This is a genomic window from Oceanobacillus arenosus (genome assembly GCF_003369575.1).
Classification (GTDB): Bacteria; Bacillota; Bacilli; order Bacillales; family Amphibacillaceae; genus Oceanobacillus; species Oceanobacillus arenosus.
On sequence record NZ_PIOC01000004.1, the window covers coordinates 87,412 to 101,939 of the forward strand.

The following is a 14,528-nucleotide window of genomic DNA, read 5'->3' on the forward strand; positions in this document are numbered from 1 at the left end:
TCTTAAACTTTTTCGATTAACTCTAATTTAAAATCACCGACCGCACTTTCTACAGTTAAATCAGTAATCGAAGTGGAATAATTGGAAATGGTTGCTGGAAATTCTAACCCTTTTTCCTCAACCTTTACGATGAAGTTATTCTTGTAGAGTAGTGTCGTAATTTCATGTGACTGTTCACTTTTCACTTTAAAGTCAAAACTTATTTTATGGAGCTCTTTCCCTTCTTCCTGAATCAGCTCTTGTTGAAAATTCGTTACGCCGATTGCTACATTGTTTATGTTTACTTTCACGTTCATCATGCCTATACACGCACCTTTCTTTAAGCTTTCTACTGATTAAATTCTATCAGTTCACCAACATCATTACTAGCTTATTGATTTTTTCCGACAACGTTCGACAAAAACCGGGAAGTGACAGGCACTATTTAATATACAGGCACCAATAATATTTAAGTCCCCATAGGAATATGATATGATAATGCTGAGATGATTCAGAAATATCTTCAAATTAAACGAGAAGGAATACATTCGAGAGGAAGTTCGCATGAACAACAAACCGACTTTAATTAAATATAGTGATACAGATAGCAATACAATTGCACATTATTACGATTACGCTGTGGCGATCACAAAGATTAAAGAAATTTTATTGAAAAAATTCGGACATGATTTCAAATTATTTTCCTCCGAAGAAGGTATCGAAGAAGTTTTCAATACGATTGAACAAATTCTAGAGAAAAAAGAAACCGATGTGGAAGTAGTTGCAAGTATCTATGATACAGTGGGTACTTTCAATATTAGCTACACGGATGGAGAAGGCTTTTCCGTAACACCTTCACTCGCAAATAATATTTTCTACTTTTCCAATTATGAAGTCGCAATCGTCCGAATACCGATTTATCAAAGCCACTCCGATTATATTCAAGAATTTGTGTTTGCTAGAGACCAGGAATTACTACTCGACTTCTTAAATTATATTCTTGAGAAACAGCGCAATTATATGCTTGACGGTATCAACGTATTGACAGATACAGAGGATGGTATCGAGAGATCGAAAGAACAAATTACAAACCAGATTAAGAGAGAAGACATTTTACTGGAAGAAGATGTGAAAACAGATATCTACCGCTCCATCGATGAATTCTTCCATAAGAGCGGAACCTTCTTTAAAAAATACAATATTCCATATCGGCGTGGAATTCTTTTATACGGTAGTCCTGGTAATGGAAAAACAACACTTGTAAAATCGATTGCCGGGAGTGTTTCCGCACCTGTTGTTTACTGGCAAATTACCGAATACACGACAAGCTATTCCATTAAAGAAGTATTCTCCACGGTAACGAAGATAGCGCCAATGATACTTATCATTGAAGATATTGACTCGATGCCGGATCACGCAAGATCCGTATTCTTAAATACATTGGATGGAGCAACATCAAAAGAGGGTGTCTTTTTAATTGGAACAACGAACTATCCAGAAAAAATTGATCCAGCACTAATTAATCGGGCAGGCCGCTTCGATCGGGCATACGAGATCAAGCAGCCTGATGATACATTACGCAGCGAATATTTGCGCAAAAAGGGGCTGACACAATTTCTCGATGAAGTGATGTTAGATCATTTAACAACACAGACGAAGGGATTGTCGATTGCACAGTTAAACGAACTATATATGTCCGTTGCGCTTCAGTGGCATTATGAACAGCAAATCGATGTAGATAAAATCGTCAAGGACCTGCAAGAAAATCAAAGACGAACGATAAGACAAGACTGGGAAACAGAAGAATATGCAGGAAGAATGGGATTCTAGTCTAAATGGAAAGCTTGGTTAATCAATGATTATCAAGTTTTTTTATATTCATGGTCAAGTGGAGCTTCAATCGGTTCTTAGACAACCTAGACAAAGCATAAACCTATAAATGAGATACACGATTAGCATCATAGAGGAGGCTGGTTAAGGTAAACATTTTTGTGTCCAGATCACTTGATGAGACGAGGTTTTGGTCAAGAATTATGAAAGAGCATTCATTATTTTTAAGTTTAGGATTCAGCTATGGTGATACAAAGCTAATTGAAGAGGCACAGGATTTCATCACTTTATTTGAAAGGATTGAAGAGAAGCTAAGCAAGTTTTCCATGAACTCCGATCCACAGGAGGTCGCTAGGTTCAATGTAGAGGTGTATCAAGCTGCAACTTCGATTTGGGCATATAAACGAAAGGTCCTTGGCTTAACCTTAAATTGCGACATTCGTTCCAATAACTATCCATTATTGCTTGACCATACGAGTCGAGAGGCTGCGTATTTTGCAAACCGCTTAAAGGATTTAAATGAGGGAAAATTACAACCATTACCCGAAACTATTATTAAAGAGAATGTTTTCTTCTTAAGAATCATGGCAGATCACTCGAAATTTATCGGTCATTTGCTTGATCCTTCTGAGCGCAAATTAGTGGAACAGGCAAGGGAGTTTAGTCACGACTTCGATCAGCTCGTCTTTCAAGCATTAGATCTCGATTCAATGAGACCACAATCAGAAACAGTTCCTATTCTAGATCAATTTCTCGATCAAAACCGTGTTTCCGTTAAATCTCTACGTGAATTCAAGAAAACAGCGAGTGAGTTAATTAATGAATGTAAAATAAAAAGCAATATCCATCCCCTTCTTGCCGATCACGTCTTCCGAGAAGCAGATCGATTCCTTCATATTATTGATATGTTTGATGAAAGTCTCATGGCGAATCAATAGGAAAACCGTGGTATTCACAGATAATGTAAGTATCTTTTCTTCAAACAACGGAGTTGAATGTGGTAAGGGGGCTATATATTCAATTAAATGCTATTCTGGAGAGCCAGCTAGTAGCACATTATGATATGAAAGCAGATACAGTGAACGACCAAACAGGAAATGGCAAGCACGCAACATTAACTTGTGTGAATTGGGAAAAGGAACCAGATACTCAATTTCAACGAAACTATATTTTATTAAATGGGAATTCGGACTATTTAAGAGTTCCTATGTCTACCTCTACGGAGTATGTATATCTTGAAATGAAACGGTTAAATGGTGATTTAACTGGGATTATTTTAGATGGTAGACCCCTCTATAACAAATCTGTATGCAACTAATTTGGATAATATTGAATTTGATGGGGTAGTCACAACCTCAAAGTCAGAAAACCTTACAACTATGATTTAATCATCAGACTTTAGTGAAATTTTAATAAAATTAACTAATACGACAAGTGCAAGAGCAGAGTTAACCCTTGGTGCAAGCTACACGAATAATCAATCAGACAGTCATTTGAATGCAGAAGTTCATGGAATAAAATTTTATGATTGAAATGAACTTATTGGAACAATTTAAGTTTAATAATGGAACTAATGACAAAGCATTACACGGAAAAGATCTTGACACCAGAGGTGAAATCTTTGATACATGGGGGCATGCATAGAATGGAGGTAATACTATGGTTTTGAATCCTAAGTTCGAAGACTTTATTGGACAAGGAATGGTGTCATTTTCTTATGACGACGGTGCAATGAACAACTATGATTTAGGAATACCATTACATGAAGAATATAATCTCCCTGCAACCTTTAACATAATTACGTCAATTGTTGATGGAACATTGGAGCAAGGGGCAAAAGCTTTTGCATTAGATTATTTTGGTATGCCTATTACAAGAGCGCAAATAATAGAAATGTCAAATTTAGGTTATGAAATAGCAGCCCATACCCATACTCACCCTATACAACATCGTCAAGGAAGATTCCTTTCTGATTATACAGCAGAAGAAGTACTTTATGAATATACTACTGCAAATGGCTTGCTAAGGAAGTGGGGTATACCACGAATTGAGGGGTTTGCTGTTCCTGGTTCCAAGTGGACTCCCACGATTGCTGATTTGGCTAAACCTCATTATAGGTATGTACGCTCATTAGGAAATCGGTCAGTTATACCATACCCACCAACTGACCCATATAACCTACCTTCTTTTTTTGTAGGTGGTACTACTTCTGTTAAAGTGATAAAAGCAAAAATTGACGAAGCAATATCTCAGAAAAAATGGTTAATAATTATGATGCACGGTTTGACAAAGCAAACGGGAAACGTGCAAGAATACCTCTATTCGACTGAAAGGTTGGAACAGATTTTTCAATACATTGCTTCTAAGCCAGAAGAACAATTATTGGCTGTAAATCAACAGGACGCATTACGTTTCATAACTAACTTGGGTGATTTTGTTGTAGATAAAATATCATTATCGTTAAGTGGTAAAACATTAAAGGCAACTGGGTTTGACGAATATAATAACCCTGTACCAACAACAAGAGGATTTAACCCTAAATGGTCTGTCGTAAATGGTGACGTTACATTAACAACAAACTCAGACGGATCTGCATCTGTGTTAGGTAAGGGGACTATCAGAGTTAAGGACGCAAACAACCGCAAGATTTATTCCAAAAGAAATGTAAATGTTGTGTCATAACCTCCTTCCCTCCGAGTGTTTATGAATGGAGAAATATATCACGTACCTTTAATAAAATTGTAAGAGTTTATTAATTAAAATTAATAAACAAAAAAAGGAAGTATTTTGCACACTGAGTTGGAAAAAGGAAAAGCCAATCGGGACTGCGACTATTAAAGTTAGAGATTCAGGCCCTACAATTGAAGAATTATATGAGGGTAGAATATGGATAGTTCTAAATGAAGAATAAGTAAGACAAGGTATATTCATTGAATTTGTAAAGACACTCAGTTTGAGTGTCTTTTTATTTTGAAAATTAATTACTCGATTACGAAAACTAATATTAAGAGTAGTGTTTTGGAATGGCTAACAAACATAAAGGTTACGTTGAAGTTGAATTGGATAAAAGAGATCTTTGAGGTACACACTGAACGCATTGGCTGAAATTGAAGACCAACTTGGTGTTCCACTTTCTGAAATGGGTAAAATGAACATGAGCATGAAAAACGTCATTGTCCTTGTATGGGCTGGGCTTATCCAAGAAGACAAAGAAATTACTCAAGAAGACGTTGGAGAAATGATCGACTTGGAGAACTTTGAAGAAGTTCAAGGAAAAATTAAAGCATTTGGAACGGTACAAGGAAAAAACGAATAATTGCTTTGGATTGGAAAGAACTGAGGAACTGGCGATTCGGATCAATGAGACTCAAACCAGACGAATTTTGTAGTTTGTCAATGACTGAGTTCATGGATATGCTTGACGCTCTTATTCATGAGGAAACAGACAGGACGACGTTCAGAATCAGAGATTCACTTGGCAAACTTCACACTTAATGAATTCAACTGCAAATTATAAGAAAAAGATACAACCAACAGATTTATATAAACCTATGGATCAACAAAAGGAAGAATTAGAGGAACTTGAAAAACCTTATGAAGAAGTTTGGTAAGTAATTGAATACGGGCGGTTACACTTCCAGCTCTTGCTGGAACCGCTGTGGTCATTGGAGCTTCATTTGATAAGCAAATGAGAAAGGTTCAAGCAGTTTCTGGAGCAACTGGAGAACAGTTTGGTAGATCAAGCTCTTGAACTTGGAGCGTCGTTGAAAAGCGTAATTAAAAGGCAATTTAATCACGCCTTTCTTTTATAAATTATTCATTCACATATTCAATATAAACATCCATCTCAGCGTTAATTTCAATTTCTCTAGGAACCTGCAAGTATAGGAGTTGCCCTCCCCAGTAAAGACTTTCAGGAACATCTAGCCAATCCTCGTTAGGTGAATCTTTAAATTGCATCAGTGGAAATTCCTTGTCAAAAGAAGTAAATTTCAATTGTTTCGTAACAGGTAATTTAACTACAAATCTATCATCGGATAACTGTATGTCCATTGGTCTAATAAACTTTGTTAATTCCATATTAAATCCATAAACTGGTGTCTGATAAAAAGCTGCTTTAATGGTATTGCCATCCGTCCTCTCCACCGCAATATTAACCGTGTTATTTATATCCCCTTGATATCCGATTTGAATGTGATCCAACTCATATTCAAAATCCCATTCTTCTACTAAATATTCATTTATAGATTCCACAGGTCGTTCACCAAGTAGAACCTCATCCAAATGATAATCATATTCGCTTTCTGGCGTTTGTATTGGTTCCTCTTCAGTGACAGGGACGAAGTAAAAAACACCAACGGAAAGCAGTAACACGATGACATATGCACCAAGCATCCAGTATCCCACTTTTGCAACATTTCTCCAATTAACCTTACTTATTATTATAATTCCAACTACAATAATGAGGAGCATTAGCACAATTGGTAGCATGGAAACGATAGTATTCATTTCCTTACCTCCAATCTACTCGAAATCAATATAGCAACTGCAAAGCAAATCACAGCAGAGCCAATAAACTTGAATAAAAATGGGAAGACATTCGTTTCCTGAAAATAATATTCTCCTATTGCCATGAAAGAACCAGGAAATATCCGTTCAAGGGCAATCAATATCCCTGCTAATACGAACGGTAAGAGCACTGGCAGCATTCGATGTAGCTGGGTAATAACGCCGAGCAAATAACCTACAGAACCGATAAGAATTAAATAACAAATCATTGCAACTATTCCTTGAAATACTTCCCCCGGTGGATAATAAAATTCTGTTCCAATTAATAGATCAATATCGATGAAGAAATATACAATCACACGCAACAAATAACCAGATAAAATAGCCGTTATTCCGCCAGCAATACTAGCAACTATGAGAAAGGTGCAATTTGAAATGTTATTACTTAATTGATTGGATACAAAGCTAAAGCTATTTTCCCTTTCAGTCTTTGTTGTCATGATAATTGCGTGAATAAATATCCAGAGAATCGTAAAAGCAATCACGTTCGTAGTCATATATGTTGTGTAATCAAGTGACAATCCATAGATAGTTGTACCACTAAATACACTTCCACCAACGGAGAGAAGCAACGCAATCACCTGTACTAAAACTAAGGAGCTAAATACACCATAATATGCCTTTATTTTGTATTGGAGCTGTTTTGCCACAACAGTGCCTAATCCCATCCTATTTAAAGACATCATCAATCCCTCCCTTTGTTTTCTTAGTCAGAAATACACATAATTCACTGGCAGATACTTTTGATACCTCAATCCCGAGCTGTCTAGCTTTATTTAGTGGTAGATTATCATTCTTCACAACAGAATAAGTCAAATCATCCCTAATCTGGCGAGTATGGATCACCTCTTGATTTGCTGAACACTGCATGACCATTTCTGTTCTTCCAGTTAACCCAACAGCATATTCCTTCAATTCATCTATCGGTAGATGAAAATACTTTCTCCCTTGATCAAGCAGTAGTACATCCTCCAGTAAATCTTCTATCTCCTCGAGATGATGGCTAGAAATAATGATCGTCCTCGGATATGCAAGATAATCTTTTAGGAGTGCACGGTAAAAATCACTTCTTACGGAGGCATCCATTCCAGTTGTTGGTTCATCAAACATCGTCAGCGCACATCGGGAGGCCAGGCCAATAATCATATTAAACGTACTCTTTTTCCCTTTAGACAAATGCATATGGACCTGTTTCGGATGAAAGGAAAAATAGTTAAAAAGACGTCTGGCAAGCTCTGCATCCCAGTTGCCATAAAACCTGCCCGCTTCATGTAAAATATCTGATAATGTTAGTCGATTGGAAAATTGCATCTGATCATCAACATAGATTGCATTGGCAGATATAAGAAGATTATTGAAGGGACGCTCAGAGAATACCCTTACCGTACCATTCGTCTCCTGCCACAGCCCAGCAAGAATCTTTAATAATGTTGTCTTGCCTGCCCCATTTCTTCCAATTAGACCTGTGATCGTATTTTCCTTAATTGTAAATGACAATTCATCTAATGCCTTAAGTCGCCATTGTTGTTTTGTTAGCCCTTCACACTCAATCACATTCACTACGCATCCCCCTCTAGATTCGTCATAATTCCTTTCAACATCTGAACCAACTCTACTTCACTAACATTCAACTGTTTCGCCTCAATCGCTGCCTCCAGAAGCAAGCCTTTAAGCGTTTGATTCTTTCGTTTATCTATAATCAGCCCTAGAGCTTCATTTGTCACAAACTTTCCAAGTCCCCGCTTATTATAGAGAATATTTTCATCTGATAAGAGATTCAATCCTTTTGCAGCTGTTGCCGGATTAATGGTAAACATTTCTGCCAGCTTGTATTGCGAATATACCTTTTCATCCTGTTTTAAGTTACCTTTCAATATTTCCGTCTCAATCCACTCCGAAATTTGTACATAAATCGGCTTAGACCCATCCGTATTAAGAATCAAGCTTGCACCTCCTCCACTCTAAGTCAGTACATTAGTCATGTAATGTAGTATATGATATGTTTTCCGAAAAATCAACTATATATTAAAAAACCTTGCAAATTTACAAGGTTTTTCGTTATCACTCTTTTATTTCAATCCAAAATCTCCTTATTACACGGCCGTCCTTATCGTGGAATGGCTCATCTTCAATCCCGCCATTATTCAAAATTACCTTTGCTGAACCGATATTATCTTCATCGCAAGTGATGAGTACTCGCTTAAGCTCTAGTTCTTTACATTTTTTCAGCGCTTTGGCCAGCATAAGTGTTGCGTAGCCCTTTCTCCGCTCCGATGGTCTAACACCGTACCCGATATGTCCACCAATATTATGTAAATAGTCGTTTAATCGATGGCGAATATTAACCATCGCAACAATACGATTCTCATCATTTATTAGAAAGTAATTTGAATTTGGCACCCAATTTTCTATGCCATGCTGACGAATCTCCAGCTCCGATAAATATTCGTCATACGTATCTTGCGCAACTAAATTAAAACTACTAGGGACCATACGCTCCGAGCCCCATTCCTTAAAATAGGCTTCATGCTCTGACTGCCACTCTTTATCTACCTTTACTAGCCTCATACAAATCCCCCCTTTTCTTTAGAAAGCTAATAAATTAAAAAGCACAATGGATTTAATAATTATAATCAATTACGCTTCAACTGAGAATACCTTTTTGGAGCTCATTGCCTTTTTTTAGTAAGAGTATACAAACTTGTCCCCCCTTGCTAAATGACCTAATAAAAACGCATATGAGTCACGTTATATCGTGCTTTTTGATGAAAGTTTATTATTGACAAACGATGCTATTCTGCGTTACTATATACCGGTAATAAGTAATACTGCATACCAGTAATACAAAATACCTGTGTTGAATATAATAAAGAGAAATATAAATGGGGGGAGCAAATTTGGAAAATATTACGGAAATGCTGAAAGGGGTGCTTGAGGGTTGTGTACTTGAAATCATCAGTCGTGGCGAAACTTACGGCTATGAAATCACGCAACGGTTGCGAGAGCTTGGCTTCACTGAGATCGTTGAAGGCACAGTTTATACGATTACAATAAGGCTTGAGAAAAACAATCTAGTAAACATCGAGAAAAAGCCATCCAATATGGGACCACCAAGAAAATTTTACACACTCAATGCAGCAGGTCAAGAGCAACTTGAAATTTTTTGGAGAAAATGGGAATTCGTTTCAAGTAAAATTAACGAACTCAAAACTATAAAAATCAAAAGGAGAGAAGTGAAATGAACATTTTTGAAAAAATTATCGGAAGTCTGGATGACAAGCGCGAATGGAAGGCGATGGAGGCACGTGCGAAGGCACTTCCAAGTGAGTACCACAACGCTTACAAAGCTATCCAAAAATATATGTGGACTGCTGGTGGTGGCCCCACCGACTGGAAGGACATCAGCCTAATCTATGGTGGTATTCTAGATCTCTTCGAGGAAGGTGCAGCAGAAGGCAAGAAAGTCACTGACCTCACGGGCGAGGACGTGGCTGCATTCTGCGACGACCTAGTGAAGGATGAGCAAACCTGGAAGGACAAATATCGCAAAAAGTTGAACGATACGATTGGTCGTGGCTAGCGGCGAAGTCCTAGTGGATTTTCTCCTAGTACCTACAAAGAAAACAAATTCAATAGATAATCTCGACTGAATAGCAGGTTACAAATGTGAATTGCCAAATTCAATATTCAGTTATATTTTTAACCTAGTAGTAAGTAATACAGATCAACAGTAGCGTTATTTAGAGATTAACACTGTTGATAATGAGATATAATTAATTTTGGCGGAACAATTTCTTAATAAAAAGGGAGAAAAAATTTATGTCTGATAACGTAAGACCAAGAAGTGTAATTTTAGATTTAGCAGTTACTCTAGATGGCTTTATTGAAGGGGAAAACGGAGAAGTTGATTGGTGCATTATGGATGCTGAGATGGAATTTAATAGTTTTTTGAATCATATTGATACTATTTTATATGGAAGGAAAAGTTACGATTTATGGGGTGAATTTGCTCCAGAAAACGATGCTAATGAGACTGAAAAAGAAATGTGGGAAATAGTTCATAGTAAAGAAAAGTATGTGTTTTCTAGAACAAAAAAAAGAACTGATAATAAAGTAACTTTCATAAATGAAAATATTATTGAAGAAGTAAATAAATTAAAGAATCAACCTGGTAAAGACATTTGGCTTTATGGTGGAACAAGTCTTATTACAACTTTTATCAATTTAGGGCTTGTTGATGAATTTAGATTATCTGTTCACCCAGTTATTCTTGGAGAAGGAAAACCTTTATTTATAGACATAAACAAGAGGATAAATCTACAAATGGTTGACACAAAAAAGTTTTCTTCTGGCGTTGTTCAACTAATATATCGTTTGAACAGGAATTAAACATATATTATATTTCAAAGATAATATTAGACTGTTGAATATTATTTGACAATGTGTCGTATGAATTTATTTTGAAAATATATTCATTCGTTAAAAGTGAAAGGAATATGCCATATGAAATCTGGAGGTAATAAGTTTCTAATTGTAAAAGCCAATGAAGTAGATTTAGATGTAAGGATGCAAATGTCTGAAATTTTGCGGAAGGCTTACACAATGGCTTGTCTTTTTTTCCAAAGATAAAAACGTTATTGCAAAGGCTTTTGCCCACATGTTTGTATTAGATCAATTTTATATAGCTATAGTAAATGATAAAGTTGCAGGAGTGGCGGCATGTATGGACGGGAAAACATCATCGGTAAGATTAAATAAATAGAGCTGAGAAAGTACTTAGGCTTCTTCAAGGGAAGCATGGCTAGAATCTTTTTAATACATGAAATAATTGTCTATACAGCAGAAGTCCTGTCGTATGATATTTCAAATGCTTCGTCTGATGAGTTAAGTCAGAAATCAAAGGAGTTGCAGGATTTCCATCAACAACTCCTGGGTTAATAATCGAATGTCCGCCAATCCAAGCATTTTGTATAATCTCGTTATTCTACGCGCATTATTTCGCATCTCCAATAATTCTTTATCAGCTGATCTATATTGCTCGCCAGCTAGCATTTTTTCTTTTGCCGATTTCAAGACATATTCACCGTCTAATACTATTTCATTTTTTTCTCGCTCTTATGAAGCCATCAATCACATCCCAAATTAACCCTACAAGAAGTAAAATTAGTATCCAAAATGTAGATTGCTCCCAGACCTTACTTATAATGTTGTATAATTCACTACCGGTAGTTAAGAAACCCGCTTCTACTAATTCCATCATGAAATTCGGATTCCAAAATTCTGGTCCACTTATCATAAATAAGATTGCTATGAGCGATATCAAATTTACAATTAGCGTATAAGTTGCTAACTTATATGTCCATTTTCCAAATACGAGCTTTAAACATTCCTTTATAATCCCGAACCCAAATATTAGTATAATAAATAATAAATACGTACCATATGTTTGTTCATTTAAAAATGGAATGACCCCAGTAAATTCATCACTGAATCGCCAAACACCAAAATATTCACTTGAAAACGCGAGAATGACGATAAATATAGCATAGAAGATAATCCCAGCAATCGCTTCTCCTCGTTTTATTTGCCGTTTTTCATCTGGTACTGGTGGCAGATCCGTTGGTCTCCATTCTGATTCTAATGAAAATCCCTTAGAATTAAAAGCTCCAGCCATCTCTGGAATCGCAAATCCAAACGTCGTCCAGCCAAATGCTGTTGGAATCCCTGTTACAATGCCAACAATCAAATCAATAAAATGGTCGAGTATTGCAACTGGATTTAGAATTACTTGGATTACGAAATGAATCCCGATAACAGAGGCTGTAATTATTAGAACAATCTTTAATACTAAAATATAGGAATCAAAAATCTCTGGGCCAATTAGATATCTTTTAGTGCCACGATACTGTTCAGCTAATTTCCTCGGACTCCCTAACTCCAGCAAAACCGCTTCAACATCGCTATCGTTAATTTCTGCGCCACCGACTCTTTCATCCAGCATATCTTCAATTAATCCCCGGAGCTCCTCTGCAATATCCTTTTGCTGTGCCTGTGGCAGCTTTTGGGTGACAGCATAAATATACCGATTAATCATTTCCATTTGAATCATCTCCTTTAGCTTCAATCACACCATTCAAGCTCTTTACAATGCTCTTCCATTCAACAACAAGTAAATCAAAGACTTCTTTCCCCGTCTCACTTAGTAAATAATATTTCCGTGGTCTCGCTTCATTCGTGTCCCATTTACTATCAAGTATTCCTTGCTTTTCCAGTCTTCTAAGCAACGGATATAACGTTCCTGGCTCAACATGTACTCCCTTATCACTAAGTAGCGTAACAAGAGAATAACCATATTGCGGCTCTGAAAGCTGACTAAGCACAGCAATCGTGATTGTTCCTCGCCGTAATTCCTGCATCAGTTTTTCTAAATGCTCATTCGCATCACTCATATGATCAACTCCTGGATTTATTATAGTGTATGACGTACACTATTGTAAAGTGCATATTAATATTATTTTATTAATAATTTTTATGTTTTATTCTGTTTACCTATATGTGGTATGATTATCACTAATTATACGAATATCGAAGCAAGGAGGAAAAGGATGCAAATATACGTTGATGCCGATGCTTGTCCAGTAAAGAATACTATTATCGAAGAAGGAGTAAGACTAGGTATTCCAGTCACATTAGTCACTAGCATTTCGCATTATTCTAATTTAGTGCAACCACTTGGTGTTGAAACGGTTTATGTTGATACAGGGGCAGAAGCTGCAGATTATCGAATTATGAAGCTTGCTAGTAAAGGAGATATCATCGTTACACAAGATTACGGACTTGCATCACTCGGACTTGCGAAAGGATGCACCGTCCTCCATCATAAAGGGTTTACCTATACAAACGACAATATTGACCAGCTTTTACAAACTCGATACTTAAGTGCTATGGCAAGAAAAAGCGGTAAACGGACGAAAGGTCCAAAGCCTTTTACAGATGAAGATCGCATGAAGTTTCGTGACTTGTTTTTGGAGACGATATCGGGATTTGAAAAAGCTTAGGAAACTCAGCAATCTACTGTAAAAATTAGAAAACAGCTGCTGAAGGGAATTCGGAACATGGATTGTGGAATTATTTCTTATGGAGAAGCTATGGTAGATTATATTGCAAAAGACACTGCCAATAGCCAGTATGAAACATTTATTGGCGGCACAACGCTTAATGCAGCGGTCGGTGCATGCCGACTTGGTACGCCCGTATATTATCTTTGTAAATTAGGAAGGGATAGCGTAAGTCAGTTCATCAAAACAACATTAGGAGATGAAAAAGTAAATTTAGACTTTAGTGCAGAATCAGATGACAAGAAAATTTGCGGCGTATATGTCCATGTAAATGAAGAAGGAGAACGCTATTTCCATTCTTATGTGAACGATACGCCAGATGAGCAGCTTGTAGCTTCTGAATTAAATGAAATAGCCTTTAGAAATTCATCTATATTTTACTTTGGATCTGTGACATTGTTTCATCCAATTGCATATGAGACAACGCTGAAAGCAATTGAATTGGCCGAAAAACATAAAGTGCTCATTGCTTTTGATGCGAATATTCGAATAAAAAGATGGGAAAGTGAAGAAGCGTGTAGAATGACAATCAAAGAGATTTTGCCAAGAATTGATATTCTAAAATTAACGGTGGAAGAATTATTATTTTTGATGCGGACGCCTATTGTTGAGGAAGGAATTGAAAAGCTAGCTTCCTTTCATATTCCATTTATATGGATAACACTAGGAGGTAACGGCGCATTGTCCATTCATCAGGATAAGGTCATTCATGTAGAAGGAGAAAAGGTAAAGGTAGTTGATACTACTGGAGCAGGTGATGCTTTTATGGCAGGATTACTTCATTGTATTCATACACGAGGATTACCAAAGAGCGAGCAGACGCTCATTGATTATACACAGTATGGAAATAAGCTTGGCGCAATGGCCGTAACAAAGCAAGGGGCGTTGACGGCTTTTCAGAAAAGAAATAATTGATGACATTAAAAAGGAATGCTTAACGAAGGTGGTTACCCCTAAAAGTTAGAGTTTTTATTATGCAGCTGATTGGCTGGATTGAGTTCGGTATTCGACTGGACTCAATCCAGCCAATTT

General features: G+C 36.7%; 19 protein-coding genes. 10 read left to right on the plus strand and 9 right to left on the minus strand.

Annotation, left to right across the window (positions count from 1 at the left end; genetic code table 11):
* Positions 1–2: 2 nt before the first annotated feature.
* The gene (locus tag CWR48_RS04045; RefSeq protein WP_245976716.1) at positions 3–299 is read right to left on the minus strand and encodes a DUF3219 family protein; all 297 of its coding nucleotides are present in this window, start codon (positions 297–299) and stop codon (positions 3–5) included.
* Between the two features lie 244 nt (positions 300–543).
* On the opposite strand from CWR48_RS04045, the gene CWR48_RS04050 reads away from it, so the two are divergent.
* The 5 genes from CWR48_RS04050 (at position 544) to CWR48_RS04070 (ending at position 5,125) form a co-directional block, all read left to right on the plus strand.
* Positions 544–1,809: an ATP-binding protein gene (locus tag CWR48_RS04050; protein WP_115771762.1), complete on the plus strand. Its 1,266-nt coding sequence runs from the start codon at positions 544–546 to the stop codon at positions 1,807–1,809.
* A gap of 161 nt (positions 1,810–1,970) precedes the next feature.
* On the plus strand, positions 1,971–2,747 hold the full coding sequence (locus tag CWR48_RS04055; RefSeq protein WP_342772433.1) for a DUF2935 domain-containing protein: 777 nt from the start codon (positions 1,971–1,973) through the stop codon (positions 2,745–2,747).
* Positions 2,748–2,806: 59 nt separating this feature from the next.
* On the plus strand, positions 2,807–3,127 hold the full coding sequence (locus CWR48_RS04060; RefSeq protein ID WP_115771764.1) for a hypothetical protein: 321 nt from the start codon (positions 2,807–2,809) through the stop codon (positions 3,125–3,127).
* Positions 3,128–3,468: 341 nt separating this feature from the next.
* The gene (locus tag CWR48_RS04065; protein ID WP_115771765.1) at positions 3,469–4,491 is read left to right on the plus strand and encodes a polysaccharide deacetylase family protein; all 1,023 of its coding nucleotides are present in this window, start codon (positions 3,469–3,471) and stop codon (positions 4,489–4,491) included.
* 394 nt (positions 4,492–4,885) lie between these two features.
* A complete protein-coding gene (locus tag CWR48_RS04070; protein ID WP_115771766.1) occupies positions 4,886–5,125 on the plus strand; it encodes a hypothetical protein in 240 nt (79 codons plus the stop codon).
* 497 nt (positions 5,126–5,622) lie between these two features.
* Here the strand turns inward: CWR48_RS04070 and CWR48_RS04075 are convergent, their stop codons facing one another.
* The 5 genes from CWR48_RS04075 to CWR48_RS04095 all read right to left on the minus strand — a co-directional run bounded on the left by CWR48_RS04075 (position 5,623) and on the right by CWR48_RS04095 (position 8,946).
* Positions 5,623–6,318: a hypothetical protein gene (locus tag CWR48_RS04075; RefSeq protein ID WP_115771767.1), complete on the minus strand. Its 696-nt coding sequence runs from the start codon at positions 6,316–6,318 to the stop codon at positions 5,623–5,625.
* Positions 6,315–7,064, minus strand: coding sequence for a hypothetical protein (locus tag CWR48_RS04080; protein ID WP_147294861.1), 750 nt, complete (start codon positions 7,062–7,064; stop codon positions 6,315–6,317). Before CWR48_RS04080 ends, CWR48_RS04075 begins: the two co-directional genes overlap by 4 nt.
* Positions 7,048–7,938: an ATP-binding cassette domain-containing protein gene (locus CWR48_RS04085; RefSeq protein ID WP_115771769.1), complete on the minus strand. Its 891-nt coding sequence runs from the start codon at positions 7,936–7,938 to the stop codon at positions 7,048–7,050. Before CWR48_RS04085 ends, CWR48_RS04080 begins: the two co-directional genes overlap by 17 nt.
* Positions 7,938–8,321: a GntR family transcriptional regulator gene (locus tag CWR48_RS04090; protein ID WP_115771770.1), complete on the minus strand. Its 384-nt coding sequence runs from the start codon at positions 8,319–8,321 to the stop codon at positions 7,938–7,940. Before CWR48_RS04090 ends, CWR48_RS04085 begins: the two co-directional genes overlap by 1 nt.
* Before the next feature lie 118 nt (positions 8,322–8,439).
* A complete protein-coding gene (locus CWR48_RS04095) occupies positions 8,440–8,946 on the minus strand; it encodes a GNAT family N-acetyltransferase (RefSeq protein WP_115771771.1) in 507 nt (168 codons plus the stop codon).
* A gap of 329 nt (positions 8,947–9,275) precedes the next feature.
* On the opposite strand from CWR48_RS04095, the gene CWR48_RS04100 reads away from it, so the two are divergent.
* From CWR48_RS04100 to CWR48_RS04110, 3 genes are all read left to right on the plus strand, one after another.
* Positions 9,276–9,620 (plus strand): PadR family transcriptional regulator, encoded by a 345-nt coding sequence (locus CWR48_RS04100; protein ID WP_115771786.1) that lies wholly within the window; start codon positions 9,276–9,278, stop codon positions 9,618–9,620.
* Positions 9,617–9,958 carry a DUF1048 domain-containing protein gene (locus CWR48_RS04105; protein WP_115771772.1) on the plus strand — a complete coding sequence of 114 codons (342 nt, stop codon included), beginning with the start codon at positions 9,617–9,619 and terminating at the stop codon, positions 9,956–9,958. The genes CWR48_RS04100 and CWR48_RS04105 overlap by 4 nt, the downstream gene beginning before the upstream one ends.
* A gap of 239 nt (positions 9,959–10,197) precedes the next feature.
* Positions 10,198–10,767 carry a dihydrofolate reductase family protein gene (locus tag CWR48_RS04110; protein ID WP_115771773.1) on the plus strand — a complete coding sequence of 190 codons (570 nt, stop codon included), beginning with the start codon at positions 10,198–10,200 and terminating at the stop codon, positions 10,765–10,767.
* A 507-nt stretch (positions 10,768–11,274) separates the two neighbouring features.
* On the opposite strand, the gene CWR48_RS04115 is transcribed toward CWR48_RS04110, so the two are convergent.
* Genes CWR48_RS04115 through CWR48_RS04125 form a run of 3 tightly spaced genes read right to left on the minus strand, consistent with a single transcriptional unit; the run spans position 11,275 to position 12,827 of the window.
* Positions 11,275–11,451 (minus strand): maltose acetyltransferase domain-containing protein, encoded by a 177-nt coding sequence (locus CWR48_RS04115; RefSeq protein ID WP_115771774.1) that lies wholly within the window; start codon positions 11,449–11,451, stop codon positions 11,275–11,277.
* Positions 11,452–11,476: 25 nt separating this feature from the next.
* On the minus strand, positions 11,477–12,478 hold the full coding sequence (locus CWR48_RS04120; protein ID WP_115771775.1) for an HAAS signaling domain-containing protein: 1,002 nt from the start codon (positions 12,476–12,478) through the stop codon (positions 11,477–11,479).
* Positions 12,465–12,827, minus strand: coding sequence for a PadR family transcriptional regulator (locus CWR48_RS04125; RefSeq protein ID WP_115771776.1), 363 nt, complete (start codon positions 12,825–12,827; stop codon positions 12,465–12,467). The genes CWR48_RS04120 and CWR48_RS04125 overlap by 14 nt, the downstream gene beginning before the upstream one ends.
* A 156-nt stretch (positions 12,828–12,983) precedes the next feature.
* On the opposite strand from CWR48_RS04125, the gene CWR48_RS04130 reads away from it, so the two are divergent.
* Both CWR48_RS04130 and CWR48_RS04135 read left to right on the plus strand, forming a co-directional pair.
* Positions 12,984–13,436, plus strand: a complete 453-nt coding sequence (locus CWR48_RS04130; RefSeq protein WP_115771777.1) for a YaiI/YqxD family protein — start codon at positions 12,984–12,986, stop codon at positions 13,434–13,436.
* 57 nt (positions 13,437–13,493) lie between these two features.
* Positions 13,494–14,411, plus strand: a complete 918-nt coding sequence (locus tag CWR48_RS04135) for a carbohydrate kinase family protein (protein ID WP_115771778.1) — start codon at positions 13,494–13,496, stop codon at positions 14,409–14,411.
* The last annotated feature ends 117 nt before the right edge of the window (positions 14,412–14,528 follow it).